Raw genomic sequence first — 20,200 nt, 5'->3', positions numbered from 1 at the left:
TTTGGAGACGATCATGACCAAGCGTTATGAACTGAAGGAATTGATTCACGCCGATAACTTCATCGACGGTAAATGGGTGCCCGCGGCGAGCGGCAAACGCTTCGCGGTCACGGACCCGGCGACGGGCGAAACCATCACGCAAGTGGCCGACAGCGGCCCCGCCGATGCACGCGCCGCCACCGATGCTGCCGCGCGCGCCTTCCCCGCCTGGCGCGATACCTTGCCGAAGGATCGCGCGGCCGTGCTGCATCGCTGGCATGCGCTGATCGTCGAGAACGCGGATGCGCTCGGGCGTCTCATCTCGCTCGAACAAGGCAAGCCTTTCGCGGAAGGACGCGGCGAAGTGATGTATGGCGCATCGTATGTCGCCTGGTTCGCCGATGAAGCCACGCGCATCTATGGCGACATCATTCCGCAGCAGCAGCGCGGCAAGCGCATGAGCGCGGTGAAGGAGCCGGTGGGCATCGTCGCGGCCATCACGCCGTGGAATTTTCCGCTCGCGATGATCGCGCGCAAGATCGCGCCCGCGCTCGCGGCGGGCTGCACGGTCATCGGCAAGCCGGCTGAAGACACGCCGCTCACCGCGCTTGCGCTCGTGATGCTCGCGCATGAAGCGGGCGTGCCGGCGGGCGCGTTGAATCTGATCAGCGCATCGCGCGAAAACGCGCAGGAAGCCGTCGCCGACTGGCTCGAAGACGGCCGCGTGCGCAAGATCACCTTCACTGGCTCGACGCCGGTGGGCAAGTATCTCGCGCGCGAATCGGCGGGTACGTTGAAGAAGCTGTCGCTGGAACTCGGCGGCAACGCGCCCTTCATCGTGTTCGACGACGCCGATCTCGACGCCGCCGTCACGGGACTGATGGCATCGAAGTTCCGCAATGGCGGGCAGACCTGTGTATGCCCGAATCGCGTGTACGTGCAATCGTCCGTCTATGACAAATTCGCGGAGTTGCTGACGAAGCGCGTCGCTGCATTGAAGGTCGCCCCCGCCACCGACGCCGATGCGCAGATCGGCCCGATGATCAACGCGCGCGCTGTCGAGAAGATCGAGCGCCATGTGAACGATGCCGTTAAACGCGGCGCGCGTGTGCTCACCGGCGGCAAGCGCCTTTCCGAACGCGGCCCGAACTACTACGCGCCGACCGTGCTCGCCGACGCCACGCCCGAGATGCAGCTGAGCTGCGAGGAAACGTTCGGCCCGGTCGTGCCGCTCTTCCGCTTCGATGATGAAGAGGAAGCCCTTCGCGTCGCCAACGACACGCCGTTCGGCCTCGCATCGTACTTCTATAGCCAGAACGCGAAGCGCATCGATCGCGTGTCGCGTCTGCTCGAAACGGGCCTGGTCGGCATCAACGAAGGCGCGATTTCGAGCGAAGCCGCGCCGTTCGGCGGCGTGAAGGAATCGGGCTATGGACGCGAAGGCTCGAAGTACGGTCTCGACGATTATCTGTCGATCAAATATCTCTGTCAGGGCGGCCTCGAATGAACGCGCATTTGAACGCATACCCGATCGAGATTGCGTTTCCCGATATCGGCGCACACGCATCAGGCAATAAGGGCGTGCCGTATGTGCATACGTTCGATTCGGGCGTCGACGGTCCGCATGTGATGATCAACGCCCTCACGCACGGCAATGAAGTGTGCGGCGCAATCGTGGTCGATGCGTTGCTGCGCGCGCAGTTGCGCCCGCGTAAAGGCAAGCTCACGCTGGCCTTCGCGAATGTCGATGCGTATAAGCGCTTCGACGCGGACAAGCCGGACGCATCGCGCTTCGTCGATCAGGACTTCAATCGCGTATGGACCGCGCAGGCGCTCGACGATACGTCGCGCGATTCGAGCGAACTGCGCCGCGCCCGTGCGATGCGGCCTGTCATCGACACTGTGGATCTGCTGCTCGATCTCCATTCGATGCATGAAAAGAGCAAGCCCTTGATCGTCGCCGGGCCGCTGGATAAAGGCATCGAATTGTCGGCGAAGCTCGGCACGCCCGCGACCGTCATCTGCGACGAAGGTCATCCCGAAGGCCGGCGTATGCGCGATTACGAAGGCTTCGGCGATCCGGCGAGTGCGAAGAACGCGTTGCTCATCGAATGCGGACAGCACTGGGAAGCGAACGCGGTAACGGTCGCGCGCGATGTGACCGCGCGCTTTCTCGTGCTATCCGGCATCGTCGATAAAGAAGACTTGCCTGCGGACTGGATACAGCCATCGCCCGAAGAAATGCTCGTCGTGCGCGTGACGGAACCTGTCGTCGCGAAGAGCATGGACTTCCGTTTCGCCGACGATTACACCGGCCTCGAAGTGTTTCCCGAAGCGGGCAGCGTGATCGGTTGGTCGGATGGCGAGCCTGTGAAGACACCCTACGACGATTGCATGCTCGTGATGCCGTCGCTGCGTCAGTTGCGGCCGGGCGTGACGGTCGTGCGGCTCGGCAAGATCGAACGTCGAATCAAATCCCATTGAAGACCACATCATGAAAGTTCAGCAGATCAAGCAAAGCATTGCGATAAACGGATTGGAAGATTGGGGCACGGCCGGACTTCCGGGCACGCCGGAGATCAGGATATCCGGCGTGCAGAAAGTCATTCCGGGCAGCGAGGCGATCGATACAGGCGTGTTCGAATGCACGCCCGGCACGTATCGACGCGCGGTCAAGCAGGCGGAAGTCATGCATTTTCTGGCGGGCAGCGGCCGCTTCACGCCCGATGGCGAAAATACCGTTCACTTCAGCGGCGGCGACACGCTTTTCTTCGCGGCGAACACGGAAGGCACATGGGAAGTCGATGAAACCATGCGCAAGGTCTACGTGATCTTTTAAAAACGCATAGTTCGTGACCAATGCCCTGACATAACATCAGGTCATGGTCACTCCAACAATTCCGGCGTTGCCGGCTTCTATTTGACTCAATATATTTTTATTCATCCTCGCGTCGTCCCCGCTTGACGTTGAAGGCGGGCGGGACCGCGCGACCTGCAAGACGTCCACTGCTTCAACCTTGTCGAGGAAAACGCCGTGATGAAGATTGCAAGGTTTCGCTGCCCGCTCATTCCCGTTCGCCCGCTCGCGATGACATTGCTGCTGTCCATCGCGGGAACGGCGCCGGCGTTCGCCGCGGGCAAGATCACGTTCGTATCGCAAGGCGGCGCGTATCAGGAAGCGCAGACGAAGGCGATACTCGATCCCGCCGCGAAAGAGCTCGGCATCACGATCAATCAGGACAGCATTCCGGATGCGTGGCCGCAGATCAAGGCGCAAGGCGCGACCGGCAAGCCGATCTGGGATGTGGTCGATACGCCGACATCGAATTGTCTGCGCGGCGGTCGCGAAGGCCTGTTGGAAAAGCTCGACTTCTCGAAGATTCCCAATGCGGCGGCCATTCCCGAGAAATATCGCACGCCGTATTCAGTGGCGTACGAGTTCTATTCGACGGTCATCGCCTATAACAAGAAGACGCTGAAGAAGGTGCCGCAAAACTGGAAGGACTTCTGGGACGTGAAGAACTTCCCCGGCACGCGTGCCTTGCGCAACGACCCGACGACCGTGCTCGAAGCCGCGTTGCTCGCCGATGGCGTGCCGCGCGACAAGCTGTATCCGCTCGATGTGGATCGCGCGTTCAAGAAGCTCGAACAGATCAAGCCGAACATCACGGTATGGTGGACCTCGGGCGGGCAGTCGGCGCAATTGCTGCACGACGGCGAAGTCGACATGACGATGATCTGGAACGGCCGCGCGAGCGCCGTGATGAAGGACGTTCCCGACGTCGCCTTCACGTTCAACGATGGCATTCTGCAAAACACGCAGCTCTGCATTTTGAAGAATGCGCCGAACATGAATGACGCGGTGCGCTTCCTGAATGCCGCCGTATCGCCGGAATTGCAGGCGAATCTGCCGTTGTATATCGATTACGGCCCCGGCAATCCTGCCGCATTCAAGACCGGCAAGATCACTGAAAAGCGCGCGGCCGAATTGCCGAGCGCGCCCGCGAATGCGGCGAAGCAGGCGTTGTTGTCGGAGGAATGGTGGGCATCGGAACCGGGCATTCAGGCGAAGGCGCGCTGGCTCAAGTTCATGCAATAGCGCGACGACCTTGTCGTGTTCGATACGCTGATTCTGGGCGGCGGCTCGGCCGGCTGCGTGCTGGCCGCGCGCCTTTCCGAAGATGCGCGCGTGAACGTGTGCCTCGTCGAAGCGGGCCGCGATATTTCCGCGCGCACGATGCCCGATGCGATTCGCAGCCGTTATCCGGGCCGCGCCTATCTCGACACGCGCAATATCTGGCAGGCGTTGAAGGCGCGCATGAGCACTGTTGCTTCATTGCGCCGCTATGAACAGGCGCGGCTTCTGGGCGGCGGCTCGGCGATCAACGCGCTGATGGCCAATCGCGGCTCGCCCTCCGATTACGACGAATGGGAAACGCTCGGCGCGCAGGGCTGGAACTGGCAGACGTGTCTGCCCTACTTTCGCAAGCTCGAAACGGATTGCGATTTCAGCGGCTCGCTGCATGGCAACGCCGGACCGTTGCGTGTTCAACGCGCGCCCTGGGCGCGCATTTCGCCGTTCGTGCGCGCAGTCCTCGGCACGCTTGCTGAAAGCGGTCATCCGATGCACGACGATCAGAACGGGCCGTGGGAAGACGGCACGTTCATCGGATCGATCGCGGTCAGCGCGAAGGGCGAACGCATTCCCACGTCCGTCTGTTATCTCGACGATGCGGTTCGCGCGCGCAGCAATCTGACGATACACACGGGCGATATCGTCGAGCGCATTCTGTTCGATGGCAAGCGTGCAATCGGCGCGCGCATCGTTCGCGATGACGGCACGCACCACGATATGCTCGCGCGACGCGTGATCGTATCGGCGGGTGCGATACACAGTCCCGCGTTGTTGATGCGAAGCGGCATCGGTCCCGCCGATGAACTCGCCGCGCTCGGCATCGACGTGCGCGCGGATCGTCCCGGCGTCGGGCGCAATCTGATGGAGCATCCGTCGATTGCCGTGTCCGCGTTTCTGCCGCGCGGCGCACGTACGCCGTTTCGCGACGAACATCACGAGCAGGCGATCGTGCGCTTCTCTTCGGGCTTGCCTGACACCGTGCAGGGCGACATGCACGGCGCGATTCTCTCGCGCTCGGGCTGGCATTCCGTGGGCTATCGGCTCGGCACGATCTTTTTCTGGGTCAACAAGTCGTATTCGCGCGGGCGCGTGACGCTTGCATCGAAGAATGCATTCGATGAACCCGAAGTCGACTTCGCGATGCTCTCCGACGCGCGCGATCTCGAACGGCTCAAGCTCGCACTGCGCTTCGGCGCTGGCGTGCTCGCATCGCCTTCGATGAACGCACATCGCGATGTGATCTTTCCGTCGAGTTATTCGCCGCGCGTGGCGGCGGTCGCGATGCCGGGCATATGGAACGCCGTGCAGCGCGGCGTGTTGAGCGTCTTGCTCGACATCGCAGGGCCGTTGCGCGGTGCGCTCGTCAGAAGCGTCGTGACGCAGGGCGTCGGTATCGATCAGTTACTCGGCGATGATGAAGCGATGAACGCATTCGTCATGCGCAATGTCGGTGGCACGTGGCATCCTTCGGGGACTTGCCGCATGGGTTCATCGAACGATCCGCATGCGGTGACGGATTCGCATGGCGCGGTCTATGGCGTCGAGGGGCTGTATGTGTGCGATGCGTCGCTGATGCCGTCGATTCCTTGCGCCAATACGAATGTGCCGACGATCATGATCGCGGAGAGAGTGGCGGATGGGTTGCGCGGCAGATCACCCGACCAACGCGCAACCTCCGCCCAGACCCTCGACTACTCCCCATAACCCACAATCCCCTTCACCTCCAGAAACGCCTCCAATCCCCACTCCCCATACTCTCGCCCGTTCCCCGACTGCTTGTAACCGCCAAACGGCGAGCCCGGATCCCACGCCGGATAATTCACGTACACACTGCCCGCGCGCATTCTCATCGCCACACGCCGCGCGCGCGCCTGATTCGCCGACTGCACGTAAGCCGCGAGTCCATACGGCGTATCGTTCGCAATGGCGATGGCCTCCTCTTCATCGCGATACGGCATGATCGCGAGCACCGGCCCGAAGATTTCTTCACGCGCAATCGTCATCGACGGAATCACGTTCGCGAACACGGTCGGCTTCACGTAATAGCCGCGTTCGAGCCCATCGGGACGTCCTGCGCCGCCCGTCACCAATACCGCGCCTTCTTCAATACCGATACCGATCAACCTTTGCACGCGCCCGAACTGCACATCGCTGACGACGGGGCCCATCGTCGTCGCGGGATCGTTGGCCGGTCCCACGCGATGCTTCTGCGCCGCGCGCAATGCAATCGCAACCGCTTCATCATGTCGCGACGCGGGCACGAGCATGCGCGTCGGCGCATTGCACGACTGCCCGCTGTTGCTGAAGCACGCGTTCACGCCCGCCGTCACCGCCACGTCGAAATCGGCATCGTCGAGCAGGATGTTGGCCGACTTGCCGCCCAGCTCCTGATGCACGCGCTTGACTGTCGGCGCGGCCAGCTTCGCGATCTCGATACCCGCGCGCGTCGATCCGGTGAACGACACCATATCGACATCCGGATGCCCGGCAAGCGCCGCGCCGACCGTCGGGCCATCGCCATTGACGAGATTGAAGACGCCCTTGGGCACGCCTGCCGCATCGATGATCTCGGCGAACAGCACCGCGTTCATCGGCGATACTTCGCTCGGCTTGAGCACGACCGTGCAGCCCGCCGCGAGCGCGGGCGCGACCTTGCAGACGATCTGATTGATCGGCCAGTTCCACGGCGTGATGAGCGCGGCCACGCCAACCGGCTCGTGATTGACGAGCGTCGTGCCCTTTCTGCGCTGCCACTGAAAGCGCTCGACCGTGCGCAGCGTTTCCTCGATGTGCCGCTTGCCGAGCGCCGCTTGCCACGCATGCGAGAGCTTCGCCGGCGCGCCGATCTCGCGCGAGATGACTTCGGCCATCTCGTCATAGCGTGCGATGTAGGCATCGAGCAAACGTCGAAGCAACGCAACCCGTTCTTCGATGCTCGTCTGCGAATACGATGCAAACGCGCGCCGCGCAGCAGCCACCGCGCGATCGGCATCGCGCGCATGCCCAAGCGCGACTTCGCCGATCGTCTCTTCCGTCCCCGGATCGATGACAGGCAAGCGCGCGCTGCCGGACGGCTCGACCCAATCGCCGTCGATATAAAACTGCTGTAGATGTCGCATAGGTTCCGTAGTGAAGGAATCAGGCCCGCGCCGCAGCCGACGATCGCCGGCTCACGACGACGATCATCACGAGACACAAGGTCAGCGCGGTCAGCATGGTGCTGATGGCGGCAATCGTCGGATCGATTTCATCGCGCAACGTGACGAACATGCGGCGCGTGAGCGTCTGGTTATTGCCGCCGGAAATGAACAGCGCGACGACGGTTTCATCGAGCGCCTGAATGAACACGAACACCGCACCCGAAATCACGCTCGCCTTGATCTGCGGCAGCGTCACCGCCATGAACGCGCGAAAGCGGTTCATGCCGAGACTGCGCGCGACCATTTCCTGCGTGCGGTCGAAGGTGCGCAAATCCGCGCCGACGGAGATCAGCACATAAGGCAGGCCGAGCATCGTATCGGCGATGACAAGGCCGCCGAGCGTATTCACATAACCCATCTGCGTGAAGACGAAGAACACGCCCACCGCGACGATGATGATCGGCACCATCAGCGGCAGCATCAGCAGCGGGCGCAAGTAGCGCAAGGACCAGTGCGACCCGTACTGAATGCCATACGCCGCCGCGATGCCAAGAGGTGTCGCGATCAGCGCCGCGCATGACGATGCCGCAAAGGTCGTTTTCGCGGCGTCGATCCACGCGGGGTTATCGAAGAATGCGTGATACCAGCGCAGCGAATACGCGGGCGGCGGAAACGTCAGAAAGCGCGCATCCGAAAACGACAGCGGCACGACGATCACCACGGGAATCATCAGAAACGCGAGTATCAGCATCACCGATGCGCCGAGCGTCACGCGGCCAAACGATACGCTATTCATTTCGCCCCCAGCGTCTTTTCGAGCGGAATTACGCGGCTCACGGCATAGAAGATCGCGAACACGCAGATGAGCAGCACCACGCTCACCGAACTCGCCGCGCCCCACGAGTTATAGATTTCGACGTTGCGGCTCACGATCATCGACACCATCATCGACTTGCCGCCGCCCATCAGTTCGGGCGTGATGTAGAAGCCGAGGCACAGCACGAAGACGAGCGTGACGCCCGCAAGCACGCCGCTCATCGACAGCGGCAGAAACACGCGCAGGAACACATGCAACGGCGAACCGCCGAGGCTCGCACCCGCTTGCGACAGATTCGACGGAATCTTCTGCATCGCGGAATAGAGCGGCAGCACCATGAACGGCAAGAGGATATGCACCATCGCGATGACGGTGCCGAACTGGTTATACGAAAGCTGCAACGGTCGATCGATGAGACCCATGCCGAGCAGCGTCTTGTTGATGAGACCCGTGCGCTGCAACAGCACGAGCCACGCATACGTGCGCACGAGCACGCTGGTCCAGAACGGCAGGATCACCATGCCGAGCACGAGCGCGCTCCAGCGCGGCGATATCGATGCCGCGAAGTACGCGACCGGATAGCCGAGCAGCAACGTAATGGCCGTCACGATGAAGCTGAGCTTGAACGTGAGAAGAAACGTGTCGAGATACGCGCCCGTGAAGACACGCTTGTAATTGACGAGGGAAAACACGCCGTCGTGATAGAACGATTGCCACGACAGCCACGCGAGCGGCACGACGAGCAGCACGACGATGACCAGCAACGCAGGCGCCATCAACAGCAGCATCGTGCGGTCTTCACGACGCTGATGGCGCACCGAAGGGTCGATCGTCGCGGAAGGCATCACGGCGGTGTCCTGGAGAATCCGTTTGGCTGTCGTCATCATGCACCCACGGCGTCGAGAAACTGATACCACGCGGCGACGAACCTCACGCCCGGCGCGCGCAGCGCGTGAAACGGCACGGGCCGCAAACCATCTTGCGCGAGCAGCGCGAGCTCGGGTTTGTCGCCGAGGGCGAGCGCCGCTGCATGCTGGCCGATCAGACTTGCCATCGCGACACCCGCGCCGTTGTAGCCGAGACAGAATGTGGTGGCATCGTCGCTGCGGCCGACATGCGGCAATGCGTTGAACGTCATGCCGACATAACCCGACCAGCGATAGTCCACCGCCACGTCTTTCAATTGCGGAAGGAGCGCGACCATCGCGCGTTGCAGCGCATCGAAGCCGGTCGGCTCGCCTTCCTTGCCGAACGCATCGCGGCCGCCGAAGAGCATGCGTCCATCGACCTTGCGGAACCACTTCATCATGCGGCGCGTTTCGGTGTAGCTGCGCCGATTGACCATGAGTTCGCGATCGATCTCGGGCGGCAATGGCGCGGTCGCGATCATCGCGCTTCTGAACGGAACCAGTTCGCGATGATACGAAGCGGTGGCATCGGTCAGATTCGAATACGCGTTCGTCGCGACGATGACCTGCTTCGCGCGCACCGTGCCGCCGGGCGCCTTCAAATGCACACGGCCATCCTGCGCGCGCGACATGTCGATGACAGGCGTCGACTCGTAGATCTTCACGCCGCGCGCGGTCAGTCCGGCCGCGATGCCGCGCACGTATTCCAGCGGCAGGATCGTACCCGCGTCCGCGCTCAGCACGCCGCCGACGAAACCCTTCGAGCCGGTCTCGTGCTCCACTTCCGCGCGCGATTGCACGCTCATCGAGGTATCGTTCAGCGCCGTGCGCACCCAGTCCGCTTCGGCGCATATCGATGCCAGCGCACGATCCGTATGCGCGCAGCGCAGGCTGCCCGTGTGCTCGAAGCGCGCCCGTTCGAGCCTGAATTCATCGACGAACATTTCGACGGTGCGCACGCCGTCATGCGCGAGCCGATGCATGCGCTTCGCGACATCGATGCCATGCGCACTCGCAATCGCAGGAAACGACACGCGAAACTTCGACGACACCACGCCGCCATTGCGCCCGCTCGCACCCCAGCCGACCGGATTCGCATCGAGCACCGCGCATTCGACGCCGCGTTTCTGCAGCGCATACGCGGCGCTCAATCCCGAATAACCCGCGCCGATGATCGCCACTTCCACATCGATATCGCGTGCGAGCGGTGCGCCCGTGCTCACGGGCGCGTCCATCGTGGGCACGCGCGCAGCCATCGCCCGCCACAGCGATTCGGGTTGGGGGCGCGGTTGTGTCGTCGGGGCGCGCATCGTCGTTATGCCGCGGCGCGCACTTCGGCGTCGACGGCATCCGCGAGTGCTGCGAGCGTCGCGAACTTCCACGTCGGCGTCGTGACGCTTTCGGGCACCGGCGTCGCGCCGAAACCCTTCATGCCCTGACGCCGCTCGATCCAGCACGTCGCGTAACCGAGCTGCGTCGCAATGCCGATATCGTGATACTGGCTCTGCGCCGTATGCAGAATCTCCTCGAACTTGTAGCCGAAAGCCGCCTGACGTCCGCGGTTATAAGCGAAGAATTGCGGATCGGGCTTTGCGACGCCGGTTTCATCGCAGCACACGGTATCGTCGAACGGATTGCCGAGCGTGTGTGCATACGCCGACAACGCGACGCGGTCCGCATTCGTCATCGCGACCAGACGGAAGTGCTTGCGCAGGCGCTTCAATGCTGCGACGGAGTCTTCGAACGCGGGCCATTCGAGCACGTCACGCTGAAACGCGGCGGCCGATTGCGCATCGTCGGGCAAGCCGAGCTTTTTCGCGAGATGCAGATACACGTTCGCCATTTCATGACTCGAGCGGCCCGGATGAATCGCGCGCCCTTCCATGTACGGCTCGAAAATCTGATCGTCGGTCAGGTCGCGCGCCTTCGGGCCGCCGAGCCGGCGCACCGAATCCAGCACGCCCTTTTCGAAGTTGATCAGCGTGCCCACGACATCGAACGTCAGAACCTTGAAATCGGTGAGATTCATTGCTTCATCCTTTACGGGTTGCGCAGCTACGTTGGCAGTCGAAATCGCCCGTGCACAGGCGGTGAAAAAATCAGGCCGGCACGACGATCGTGTCCTGCGGATCGAGTGCGACGGTCATCGATGCACCCGGCGCCGGAATGCGCCTGCGCGCCTCATGGCTGCCGGGTTGACGAAGACTGATGGTGGTGCCGTCGGCGAGCGCGGCGAACACACGCAGGCTCTCGCCTTGATAAAGCACTTCGGTCACGCGGCACGAAAGACGATTGGCGTTCGCATGACGATGCTCGCCGTCGATGACGAGCTTTTCGGTCTGCACCGCGAGCAATAGCTTTTCGCCGCGCGGCAAGGGATGCGCGGTGCGCAGAACGGTATCGCCGAGACGCACGGCATCGTCGCCGGCGCGCGTGACATCGAGCATCGTCGCTTCGCCGATGAAGCTCGCGACGAACGCATCGCAGGGACGGTCGTACAGGCGCTCGGGCGTATCGATCTGCACGAGCCTGCCGTCCTTCAATACCGCGACGCGATCGCTCATCGTGAGTGCTTCGCGCTGATCGTGCGTCACGTTGACGATGGTCGCGCCGAGTTGCCGATGCAGCCTGCGCAATTCGATCTGCATGGTCTCGCGCAATTGCTTGTCGAGCGCCGACAAGGGTTCGTCCATCAAAATGAGTTGCGGCTGAAAGACGATTGCGCGTGCAAGTGCGACGCGCTGCTTCTGCCCGCCGGAAAGCTGATGAATGCTGCGGCTTTCATAACCTTTGAGCTCGACCATCGCGAGCGCTTCGGCGACACGCTTCGCCCATGTCGATTTCGGCTCGCGACGCGCGCGCAACGAGAACGCAACGTTCTCGCCCACCGTCATGTGCGGAAAGAGCGCGTAGTTCTGAAACACGATGCCGATCTCGCGCTTGTGCGGCGGCGCAAATGTAATGTCACGCTCGCCGACCCACACGCTGCCCGATGTCGGCTGCACGAAGCCGCCGAGAATGCCGAGCAACGTCGTCTTGCCCGAACCCGACGGTCCGAGCAGCGAGACGAACTCGCCCGGCGCGATATCGAGCGATACGTCTTCCAGCGCCGTCACTGCGCCATAGCGCTTGGTCGCGGACCTGATCGACACCCCTGTTTTTGCTCGTGCGTCCATGACGTTCGTCTCATTCAAAAAGAGAGAGGTTGGGAAAATACTATGTCGCGATGTTTTTGACGGCAATTCCAAAATTGTTGGATCGGGCATAACATGAAGTCATGCCAAACCTTCGCAGAAAACTGCCGAGCGCGAATGCGCTTTTCGTGTTCGAAGCCGCCGCGCGCTGCGGTAATTTCACGCGCGCCGCGCAAGAACTCTATGTCAGTCAGCCGGCGGTCAGCCGCATGCTCGCGCGCATGGAAGACCATATCGGCGTGCGGCTTTTCGAGCGCGTGCGCGGCGGTATCGAACTGACGGAAAGCGGCAGGATTCTTTATCGCAAGATATCGGAAGGTTTTAGCGGCATAGAAAGCGCGATCCGCGAAATCGAGGCGCGCGCAACCGGCGTCGAAACCGTCACGCTGTCCGTATCCACCGGCTTTACGACACACTGGCTCATGCCGCGCATGAGCCGCCTGAATCAGGCGTTTCCTTCCGTGGATCTGAGGTTTCAGTTGATATCCGGGCGCATTGGCGGTCCGCTCGTCGATGTCGATCTCGGCATGCGCTTTCTTCACGACGAAGAGATCGATGAAAACGCCGTGCTCGTAATGCCGGAAATGCTGCTGCCGCTTTCGAATCCGCGTTATCACGAGCAGGCGCAATCGGAAGCGGGGCGCGCACATGGCGATACGGTCATCGTCATGGACGACGAAGAGCGCGGCTGGCACGAACGTTTTCATGCATTCGCGAAGAAAGAACGCCATGCGGCCGGCATGCTGAGCTTCAACGATTACGCGATCGTCGTGCAGGCGGCGCTGCTCGGGCAAGGCATTGCGCTCGGCTGGCTCAACGTGACATCGCACTGGCTCGCGCAAGGCACGCTCGTGCCGGCCGAAGAAGAACTGATCGTCACGAGCCGCCGCTGTTGTCTGCTCACGCCGCCGAATCAACCTGTGCGGCCCATCGTCGCCGACGTGCGCGCTTGGATCATCCAGGAAGCGTTAAGCGACATGCGCATCGTCGAAAGCCAGTACCCGCGTCTCGGCTTGCGCGACGCGCTTCATCAGACCGGCATCGAGCTCGGCTGAACGCGCTTTCTTGCGCGTGCGCGCGACGAAAGCGCTCGGCGTCACGCCGCATAGCCGCTTGAAATGCCGCGCGAGATGGCTTTGATCGAAGAAGCCGACTTCCGTCGCGACGACCGAACCCGGCACGCCCGCGAGCAATAACATCTGCGCGCGGCGCACGCGCAATTCGCACAGGTACTTGTACGGCGAAAGCCCAAATTGCTGGCGAAATACCGTCGCGAAGCGCGACACGCTCAGCGCCGAAAGATCCGCAAGCTGCGCGAGGCTCACGGTCTTGTCGAAATTGGCTTCGATATAGGCGAGCGCTTCGACGAGATTGGCTTGGCTCATGGCGAAGTCTCGGATGTGACCGATTCCGCGTGCGTCGACGATGCACGCTGAAATCGTCTGATGGAAAACGATGCGAGATCGATCGGCGTGCTGCCGCTATCGAGCAGTTCGGCGAGTGTTTCGCCCACGCCCGGACCGATCTGAAAACCCGAGCCGGAGAAGCCGAACGCATAGAACAGGCCATCGACTTTCGAACTCGGGCCGATGACCGGCTCCGAATCCGGCAGATAACTTTCCACGCCGCTCCACACACGAATCACGTGCAGCGGACGCATCGCGGGCACCATGCGGCGAAACTGCGCCATCTGCGCGATGGTGTTGTCGGGCAGGACGGATGCGCGTTTCGTATCGGCATTCGCGGGACCGGGCGGGCCGCCGCCCAGCACGATATTGCCGCGCGGAATCTGCCGGAAATAGACGCTCTCCTGCTTGATCGACGTGTACACACCCATCGAAAATTTGAAGACATACGGCACGGGCTCGGTCACGGCCATCTGCGGGCCGCGCGCAGCGAGCGGCACGGGTTCGCCGAATTGCGTCGAGAGCGCGTTGGCCCATGCGCCTGCGCAAATCAGCACTTGCTCCGCGCGATAAACCTCGCCCGTTGCGGTGTCCACGCGAAAGCCGCCCACCTCTTTCTCGACGTGCACCACTTCCGTGTTCTCGACGATGCGCGCGCCGAGGCGTGCCGCCGCGCGTCCAAACGCGGGCGCGGCGAGACGTGGGTTCGCGTGACCATCGACGGGCGAAATCGATGCCGCGAGCACGTCGCGGCCGAGAAAGGGATAGCGCTTGAACATCGCAGCGCCTTCGAGCACTTCGAGATCGAGGCCATACGCGCGCGCATCGGCGGCATAGCGATGAAAGTATTCGGCGTCGTGCGCGTGATAGCACACGCGCGTATGGCCCGACGGCAGAAATTCGACATCCTCGCCGAGCAACTCGCGCGCATGCCGCCATGTTTCCAGCGCGCGATTCGACATCGCGAGTTGTTCGAGCGCGCGTCCCTGCCGACGCACGCCGCCGAAGTTCACGCCGCTCGCCTGCTGCCCCGTCAGCCCGCGTTCGAGCAGAATCACCGAACGCTTGCGGCGGCGCAGAAAGAAAGCGGTCGACGTGCCGACGATGCCGCCGCCGATCACGATCACATCGGCGCGCTCGCTCATTCGCTCGTCTCCATGTCCGCATGCGGCGCGAGGGCCATCGGCAGAGGTTTGACGGGCGCTTGCCCGCGCAGGCGGCCGACCGCTTCGAGCGGCACACGTGCCTCGGCGGCGATGACTTCGGCGCCCGCATGCGCGCAGAAGCGGCCCTGGCAACGGCCCATGCCGACGCGCGAGAAGGCCTTGGCGCGATTCGCTTCCTTCGCGCCCATCTCGTTGACGACGTGCCTCAACTCGCCCGCCGTGATCGCTTCGCAGCGGCACACGATGGTGTCATCCGGCAACGTGGCGGCGAAACGCGCGGGCCACGGGAACGCCGTGCGCAAACCTTGTGCAAAGCGCGTGTAGCGGCCGAGTTGTGTGCGCAAGCGGTTGGCTTCTGCTTCGTTGCCCTTCAAGCCGATATCGCGCAATACAGCGAGTGCAGCGAGACGTCCCGCGCGTTCGGCCGCATCGGCGCCACGCACGCGCGCGCCATCGCCTGCGAGATAGATGCCTTTCACGTTGCTGCGGCCGTCTTCATCGGCGATGGGAAGCCACTGCCGCAATGCCTGATCGAAGCGGAATTCGCAGCCCGCGAGATCGGCAAGCTGCGTTTCGGAGCGCAAGTGATAACCGAGCGCGACGGCATCGCACGTCACTTGCAGCGTCGCGCCATCGGCACGCTTGACGCGCACGCCTTGCACGCCATGTTCGGGCGTGCCATCGATCGCAACCGGCGTGATGCCGCGATGAACCGGCACACGCGCGTCTTTCAGCACGTTCATCAACGCGATGCCCTTCTTCAGCGTCGATGGAATCGCGAGCAATTGCGGCAATCCGCGCAGCCGTTGCGTCAACGTCGAGGTATCGAGCACCGCGCTGACCGTCGCGCCCGCCTTCACGTATTGCGCGGCGACGAGATAGAGCAACGGTCCCGTGCCCATCATCACGACGCGCGAGCCGATCGCGCAGCCCTGCGATTTCAGCGCGACCTGCGCGCCGCCGAGGCTATACGCGCCCGCGTGATGCCAGCCGGGCACGGGCATCAATCGGTCGGTCGCGCCGCTGCAAATGATGAGCGCATCGAACGCGAGCGTGCGATGACGCGTGCCGCTCACCACATGCACCGCGTTCGGCTCGATGTTCCATACGAGCGTATCGGGCATGTAGTCGATCTTCGCGCGCAACGCATCGAAGTCGCGATGCAACGCGCGCGCGCTTTCGGCTTCCGTGCCGTACAGCGTTTCGTAAGTGCGCGTGAATCCCTCAGGCTGACGACGATAGATCTGCCCGCCATCCCTTCTGCCTTCATCGATGACGACGGGACGCAAGCCCGCCTGCACGAGCGCCTGCGCCGCGCGCACGCCCGCCGGTCCCGCGCCGACCACAATCACAGTAGCGGCCATACGCCCTCCGCCTCCGTGAGACGCGTAACGATCGACATGCCTTCGAACGCTTGCGTCGTGCATGCGCGCACGCGCTCGCCCTGTGCCGTCCACACCCAGCAGTCCTGGCACGCGCCCATCACGCAGAATCCCGCGCGGCGGCCATCGCCGAATTCGGAGTCGCGCAGATCATGCTGCGATGTGAGCAGCGCGACCATCAGCGTGTCGCCTTCCGATGCCAACGCGCGCCTGCCATCGATGACGATCTCGAACGTCCTGCGCCCTGTCTCCGCGACTCTCACGAAGCGTCCGCTCATGCCGTCACCGTATCCGCCGACTGCATGCGCGCGAGATCGGCGGCGCTGTGATGGCACAGAATCTCCGCGCCCGAAGGCAAAATCTTCTTCGCGGGCGGCGTGACGTTGCACTTGCCGTCAATGCGCGCGGCGCAGCGTGAACGGAAGCTGCACAACTCGCGCGCATCGCTTTCCGGGCCGAGCGCGGGCAGCGCGGCGAGCGCCATCGCGCGGCGCGCATCGAGCCAGCCGGGACGCAGTGCGGGCACCGAATCGACGAGCAAGCCCGTGTACGGGTGATACGGCGGATGCGAAAGCGCATCGCGCTGGCCCGCTTCGACGCATTGCCCCGCATAGAGCACGATGACTTCGTCGCAGATGGCGCGCACCGTCGAAATGTCGTGGCTGATGAACATGTACGACACCTTCAGCTCACGGCGCAGTTCCGCGAGCAGATCGAGGATCGCCGCGCCGACGACCGTATCGAGCGCCGACGTGACTTCATCGCAGAGAATGAGCTCGGGCTTCGCCGCGAGCGCACGCGCGAGATTCACGCGCTGCTTCTGTCCGCCCGATAAACCGCCGGGCTGACGCTTCGCGATCGATGCGGGCAGCTTCACCAGATCGAGCAGTTCGAGCATGCGCTTGTTCGCAGCCGGGCCGCGCAGTCCGTGATAGAAGTTCATCGGCCGCGCGAGAATATCGGCAATGGTGCGGCTCGGGTTCAGCGCGGTATCGGCGTTTTGAAACACGATCTGCACGCGGCGATATTGATCGAGCGTGCGCGCCGATAACTTCGCGGGCAAGGGCTTGCCGTCGAGCAGCACGTCGCCGCGCGCGCGATCGACGAGGCCCGCGATCACGCGTGCGAGCGTCGTCTTGCCCGAACCCGATTCGCCGATCACGCCGAGCGTGGCGCCGCGCGCGATCTTCAGGCTCACATCATCGAGCACGCGCACGGCGGGCACGCCGTTCGCATCGACGCGTCCATAGCCCGCGCTCAGATTGCGGATCTCCAGCAGCGGCGTCGCCGTTGCTTCGTTATCCGTAGTGAGTTCCACTTCCGGGCGGCGTGTCGCCGCGAGCAGTTCGCGCGTGTAGTCGTCGGCGGGCGCATCGAGCACTTGCGCGGTCGCGCCGTTTTCGCGCACACGTCCGCCGTTCAATACGACGATGCGATCCGCCATCTGCGCGACCACGGCCAGATCGTGCGATACGTACACGGCCGTCGTGCCCAGTTCGCGCACCACGCCCTTGAACGCGGCGAGCACTTCGATCTGCGTGGTCACATCGAGCGCGGTCGTGGGTTCATCGAACACGACGACAGCGGGATCGGTGATCAGCGCCATCGCGGCCATCAGGCGCTGCAACTGGCCGCCCGACACCTGATGCGGATACCGGTCGCCGATGCTCTCGGGATTCGGCAACGCGAGCTTGCGAAAGAGGCCGATGGCTTTCTCGCGCGCTGCCGTGGCCGTCATCAGCTTGTGCAGCAGTGCGGGCTCGGTCACCTGATCCATGATCGTGCGCGCGGGATTGAAGCCCGCCGACGCGCTCTGCGCGACATACGCGACCGTGCGCGAACGCAATGCGCGGCGGCCTTTTTCGTCGAGCGCGAGCACATCGATATCGCCGATCTTCACGGACCCGCCCGCAATGGCGCAACCGCTGCGCGCATGCCCGAGCAAGGACAGCGCGATGGTCGTCTTGCCCGATCCGGATTCGCCGATCAGCGCGAGCACTTCGCCCTTCTTCACCGTGAAGTCGACGCTCTTCACGATCTCGACGACCGGGTCCGGCGCGTGACCCGCAACGACGCGCAGGCCTTTCACTTCGATCATGTTCGTGCTCATTGTCGTGCTCATTGGCCGCCTCCCTGCGAACGCGCGCCATGACGACGCAGACTGTCGATGAGCAGATTCACGCCGACCGTGAGCGTCGCGATCGCAACCGCTGGCATCAGCACGGCAGGCGCGCCTTCCGCGAGACCGCCGATGTTCTCGCGCACGAGCGAGCCCCAGTCCGCGTTCGGCGGCTGCACGCCGAGGCCGAGAAAGCTCAGGCCCGAGAGCAGCAGCACGATGAACACGAAGCGCAGGCCGAAGTCCGCGAGCATCGGATGAATCATGTTGGGCAGCACTTCCACGCGCGCGATATAGAACAGCTTTTCACCGCGCGCCTTCGCGACCTGCACGTATTCGAGCGTCATGATGTTCACCGCGAGCGAGCGCGAGATGCGGAACGCGCCGGGGATATACGCGAGCGCGGCGACCATCATCAGCATCGGAATGGACGAGCCGAACGCCGCGATCACGACGAGCGCGAGAATCTTGCTCGGAATCGAGATGAGCGCATCGAAGAGACGGCTCAGCACTTCATCGACCCAGCGGCCCGACACTGCCGCGACCAGACCGAAGAACGTGCCGATGACGCTCGCCGCCACCGTCGATGCGAGCGCGAGGCCAACCGTGTATTGCGTGCCGTAGAGAATGCGGCTCAGCATGTCGCGGCCGAGATAGTCGGTGCCGAGCAGATGCGCCGCGCTATACGAGCCGAAGATTTCCGTCGACGTGAACGCGCCGCCCTTGTAAGGCGCGACGACCGGCCCGATGAACGCGATGGCGAGCCAGAAGATGACGATGAATAGACCGATCAGCCCGAGCACCGAGAAGCGATGCACGAGCCGGCTCAATGCACTGCGCCTGACGGCGGCGGGCGCTTGTTCCTGCGGGGCATCGGCTGGTGGTTGATCGTATATCACGGTCGTGGCGTGGGAAGAGAGGTTCCGATTCATCGTTGACGCAGCCTCGGGTTGGAGACGATCTGAGCCAGATCGGCGATGAGCACGAGCGACAGATACGCGGCGCAGAACACCATCACGCAGCCCTGCACGAGCGGCATGTCGCGGTTGGTGACGGCATCGACCATGAGGCTCGCGAGACCGGGATAGTTGAAGATCGATTCGACGATCACCACGCCGCCGAACAGATACGAGAGGCTCAGCGCGACCGCGTTCGCAATCGGCCCGATGGTGTTCGGCAAGACGTGACGCAACACGACGCGCATCGGCGAAGCGCCCTTGAGCACCGCCATTTCCACATACGACGCGTTCAACTGATCGAGCACCGCCGCGCGCGTCATGCGCGCCATCTGCGCGACGATCACGCAGCAGAGCGTCATCACCGGCATCGCGTAGGTGCGCAGGAGCGCGCCGAACGACGACACGTCCGACAGATACGACAACGCCGGCAGCCAGCGCAGCTTCACCGCGAAGATGAGCACGGCGATGGTCGCGACGAGAAACTCCGGCACGGCGACCGTCGACAGCGTGACGACGTTGAGCGTGCGGTCGAGCAGCGAGCCGCGATACATCGCCGATGCGATGCCGATGAAGAGCGCGACCGGCACCGAGACGAGCGCCGTGAGTCCCGCGAGCACGAGCGAGTTCGGCAGACGCGTCGCGATCAGCTCACTCACGGGCAGATTGTTCGACAGCGACGTGCCGAAGTTGCCCGTCACCACATGCACGAGCCACTGCACGTAACGCGTGATCGCGGGCTGATCGAGACCGAACTGATGCCGCAGCGCTTCCACCTGCTCGGGCGTCGCGGCCTGACCGAGCGCCTGCTGTGCGGCATCGCCCGGCAGGAGACCGGTGATGCCGAACACGACCATCGACACGATCAGGAGCGTGAGCAGCGCGAGGCCGAAGCGCGCGGCGACGAGTCGTTGCGCATGAACTTTCATCGGATATCGCCTCTCGTTTTGAAGGGTTGATATCGCACGCCGTCGCTGTTGCACATGACGGCGCGCGTC

Annotated in this window: 19 protein-coding genes; 6 read left to right on the top strand and 13 right to left on the bottom strand. The window is 63.2% G+C overall.

Features of this window, described 5'->3' with window-relative positions:
• Positions 1 to 13 precede the first annotated feature (13 nt).
• From AWB74_RS20235 to AWB74_RS20215, 5 genes are all read left to right on the top strand, one after another.
• Complete coding sequence (locus AWB74_RS20235; protein WP_061148568.1) at positions 14 to 1,486, top strand: NAD-dependent succinate-semialdehyde dehydrogenase; 1,473 nt, start codon at positions 14 to 16, stop codon at positions 1,484 to 1,486.
• Complete coding sequence (locus AWB74_RS20230) at positions 1,483 to 2,463, top strand: M14 family metallopeptidase (RefSeq protein ID WP_061148510.1); 981 nt, start codon at positions 1,483 to 1,485, stop codon at positions 2,461 to 2,463. Before AWB74_RS20235 ends, AWB74_RS20230 begins: the two co-directional genes overlap by 4 nt.
• 10 nt (positions 2,464 to 2,473) lie before the next feature.
• The gene (locus tag AWB74_RS20225) at positions 2,474 to 2,818 is read left to right on the top strand and encodes a cupin domain-containing protein (RefSeq protein WP_061148509.1); all 345 of its coding nucleotides are present in this window, start codon (positions 2,474 to 2,476) and stop codon (positions 2,816 to 2,818) included.
• A 198-nt stretch (positions 2,819 to 3,016) separates the two neighbouring features.
• Positions 3,017 to 4,078, top strand: coding sequence for an ABC transporter substrate-binding protein (locus AWB74_RS20220; RefSeq protein ID WP_061148508.1), 1,062 nt, complete (start codon positions 3,017 to 3,019; stop codon positions 4,076 to 4,078).
• Positions 4,079 to 4,093: 15 nt separating this feature from the next.
• Positions 4,094 to 5,818 (top strand): GMC family oxidoreductase, encoded by a 1,725-nt coding sequence (locus tag AWB74_RS20215; protein WP_061148507.1) that lies wholly within the window; start codon positions 4,094 to 4,096, stop codon positions 5,816 to 5,818.
• Here AWB74_RS20215 and AWB74_RS20210 read toward each other — a convergent pair.
• From AWB74_RS20210 to AWB74_RS20185, 6 genes are all read right to left on the bottom strand, one after another.
• On the bottom strand, positions 5,806 to 7,233 hold the full coding sequence (locus tag AWB74_RS20210; RefSeq protein WP_061148506.1) for an aldehyde dehydrogenase family protein: 1,428 nt from the start codon (positions 7,231 to 7,233) through the stop codon (positions 5,806 to 5,808). The genes AWB74_RS20215 and AWB74_RS20210 overlap by 13 nt on opposite strands.
• A 19-nt stretch (positions 7,234 to 7,252) precedes the next feature.
• Positions 7,253 to 8,050, bottom strand: a complete 798-nt coding sequence (locus tag AWB74_RS20205; protein ID WP_061148505.1) for an ABC transporter permease — start codon at positions 8,048 to 8,050, stop codon at positions 7,253 to 7,255.
• Entirely contained in the window at positions 8,047 to 8,958 is a 912-nt protein-coding gene (locus AWB74_RS20200) for an ABC transporter permease (protein WP_061148504.1), read from the bottom strand. The genes AWB74_RS20205 and AWB74_RS20200 overlap by 4 nt, the downstream gene beginning before the upstream one ends.
• On the bottom strand, positions 8,955 to 10,289 hold the full coding sequence (locus tag AWB74_RS20195) for an NAD(P)/FAD-dependent oxidoreductase (protein WP_061148503.1): 1,335 nt from the start codon (positions 10,287 to 10,289) through the stop codon (positions 8,955 to 8,957). Before AWB74_RS20195 ends, AWB74_RS20200 begins: the two co-directional genes overlap by 4 nt.
• Positions 10,290 to 10,294: 5 nt before the next feature.
• On the bottom strand, positions 10,295 to 11,008 hold the full coding sequence (locus AWB74_RS20190) for an HAD-IA family hydrolase (RefSeq protein WP_061148502.1): 714 nt from the start codon (positions 11,006 to 11,008) through the stop codon (positions 10,295 to 10,297).
• Between the two features lie 70 nt (positions 11,009 to 11,078).
• Positions 11,079 to 12,155, bottom strand: coding sequence for an ABC transporter ATP-binding protein (locus AWB74_RS20185; protein WP_061148501.1), 1,077 nt, complete (start codon positions 12,153 to 12,155; stop codon positions 11,079 to 11,081).
• A gap of 101 nt (positions 12,156 to 12,256) precedes the next feature.
• Here AWB74_RS20185 and AWB74_RS20180 point away from each other — a divergent pair, with 101 nt between their 5' ends.
• Complete coding sequence (locus AWB74_RS20180; protein WP_061148500.1) at positions 12,257 to 13,228, top strand: LysR family transcriptional regulator; 972 nt, start codon at positions 12,257 to 12,259, stop codon at positions 13,226 to 13,228.
• Here the strand turns inward: AWB74_RS20180 and AWB74_RS20175 are convergent.
• The 7 genes from AWB74_RS20175 to AWB74_RS20145 are packed head-to-tail and all read right to left on the bottom strand — an operon-like array spanning position 13,142 to position 20,131.
• Entirely contained in the window at positions 13,142 to 13,558 is a 417-nt protein-coding gene (locus tag AWB74_RS20175; protein ID WP_061148499.1) for a helix-turn-helix domain-containing protein, read from the bottom strand. The genes AWB74_RS20180 and AWB74_RS20175 overlap by 87 nt on opposite strands.
• Complete coding sequence (locus AWB74_RS20170; RefSeq protein ID WP_061148498.1) at positions 13,555 to 14,724, bottom strand: NAD(P)/FAD-dependent oxidoreductase; 1,170 nt, start codon at positions 14,722 to 14,724, stop codon at positions 13,555 to 13,557. Before AWB74_RS20170 ends, AWB74_RS20175 begins: the two co-directional genes overlap by 4 nt.
• Positions 14,721 to 16,109 (bottom strand): FAD/NAD(P)-dependent oxidoreductase, encoded by a 1,389-nt coding sequence (locus tag AWB74_RS20165; protein WP_061148497.1) that lies wholly within the window; start codon positions 16,107 to 16,109, stop codon positions 14,721 to 14,723. Before AWB74_RS20165 ends, AWB74_RS20170 begins: the two co-directional genes overlap by 4 nt.
• Positions 16,094 to 16,405 (bottom strand): (2Fe-2S)-binding protein, encoded by a 312-nt coding sequence (locus AWB74_RS20160; RefSeq protein ID WP_061148496.1) that lies wholly within the window; start codon positions 16,403 to 16,405, stop codon positions 16,094 to 16,096. Before AWB74_RS20160 ends, AWB74_RS20165 begins: the two co-directional genes overlap by 16 nt.
• Positions 16,402 to 18,249 carry an ABC transporter ATP-binding protein gene (locus AWB74_RS20155; RefSeq protein WP_087039117.1) on the bottom strand — a complete coding sequence of 616 codons (1,848 nt, stop codon included), beginning with the start codon at positions 18,247 to 18,249 and terminating at the stop codon, positions 16,402 to 16,404. Before AWB74_RS20155 ends, AWB74_RS20160 begins: the two co-directional genes overlap by 4 nt.
• Positions 18,246 to 19,178 carry an ABC transporter permease gene (locus tag AWB74_RS20150; RefSeq protein ID WP_061148495.1) on the bottom strand — a complete coding sequence of 311 codons (933 nt, stop codon included), beginning with the start codon at positions 19,176 to 19,178 and terminating at the stop codon, positions 18,246 to 18,248. Before AWB74_RS20150 ends, AWB74_RS20155 begins: the two co-directional genes overlap by 4 nt.
• Positions 19,175 to 20,131 (bottom strand): ABC transporter permease, encoded by a 957-nt coding sequence (locus tag AWB74_RS20145; RefSeq protein ID WP_061125268.1) that lies wholly within the window; start codon positions 20,129 to 20,131, stop codon positions 19,175 to 19,177. The genes AWB74_RS20150 and AWB74_RS20145 overlap by 4 nt, the downstream gene beginning before the upstream one ends.
• Between the last annotated feature and the right edge of the window lie 69 nt (positions 20,132 to 20,200).

Origin of the sequence: Caballeronia arvi (assembly GCF_001544695.2) — a bacterium.
GTDB classification, from domain to species: domain Bacteria; phylum Pseudomonadota; class Gammaproteobacteria; order Burkholderiales; family Burkholderiaceae; genus Caballeronia; species Caballeronia arvi.
This window is presented reverse-complemented; position numbering and strand designations above follow the sequence as displayed.